Genomic DNA, 802 nt, shown 5'->3' with positions numbered 1-802 from the left:
CAAGCGGACGTGCACCGTCGAAGGATGCGTGAAGCCGGCACACCTCGAAGACAGGGTGGAGCGGTCACGGCAGGGCCTGCATGTGGATCTCTTCCGTGCCGCGTTCGACGCCAACACGGCGACTGTGCCGGGTGGTCACCATGTTTGGACCAGCGCCGAGAAGAAGTCTGTCCAGGGACGGACGTACACGCCGAACCAGATCGCGTTCATCGCTGACCGTGGCCGGGAGCCGGAAGGTCTGGTCCGCACGGGTTGCAGTCACAGCAAGTGCGTCCTGGCGGCGCACCTGTCGGACGCAGTCGAGCGCGGCGCGGTGCTGGAGCTGGCGTCGTGACCAGCTCGTACCTCGGCTCCGTGTGCCGGCACTGGATCGGTGCCGAGCTCCGCCGCTGCGGAGCAACCAGCGGCGTGCGCCCGTTCCTCGTCGGCCCCTGCTGCCCGCTGCACACCCCGGCAGCGCTCGCCGGGCGTCCGGAGGCACCGGAGACGACGAGCCTGCCCGCGACAGCGCTGCCCGCGTCGCCGATCTCAGGGTCGCGGGTGGCGGACGCGAGGGCGATCGCCTCGGGCAAGCGCAGGTCCAACCCGCAGGCGTACCGAGCCGCGCAGGCCGAGGTCCGACATACGACCACCTGACCGGCGGCCACCCCCAGGCGCACCCCCAGCGTCACGGCCGCCACCCTGGGCCAGCCCCTCAACTTCCCCCAACCGTGGGGCTGGCCCACCCCCACACACCACACCAGCACCACCAACCAGAAAGGCACCAACCCCAGATGACCGAGCACATCGACCGCACCACCGG

Annotated in this window: 1 protein-coding gene and 1 pseudogene; both read left to right on the top strand. The window is 70.7% G+C overall.

Going from position 1 to position 802, the window contains the following annotated elements; all coding sequences use genetic code 11:
- Positions 1 to 334, top strand: a pseudogene (locus ACLJPL_RS34035) (hypothetical protein); the annotation flags it as partial.
- The gene (locus ACLJPL_RS34030) at positions 331 to 636 is read left to right on the top strand and encodes a hypothetical protein (protein WP_411084812.1); all 306 of its coding nucleotides are present in this window, start codon (positions 331 to 333) and stop codon (positions 634 to 636) included. The pseudogene ACLJPL_RS34035 and the gene ACLJPL_RS34030, both read left to right, overlap by 4 nt.
- Positions 637 to 802: the final 166 nt, after the last annotated feature.

The organism is Streptomyces sp. cmx-18-6 (genome assembly GCF_046548915.1).
GTDB lineage: Bacteria > Actinomycetota > Actinomycetes > Streptomycetales > Streptomycetaceae > Streptomyces.
The sequence above is the reverse complement of the archived record's forward strand: the minus strand, read 5'-3'. Positions and strand labels throughout refer to the sequence as shown.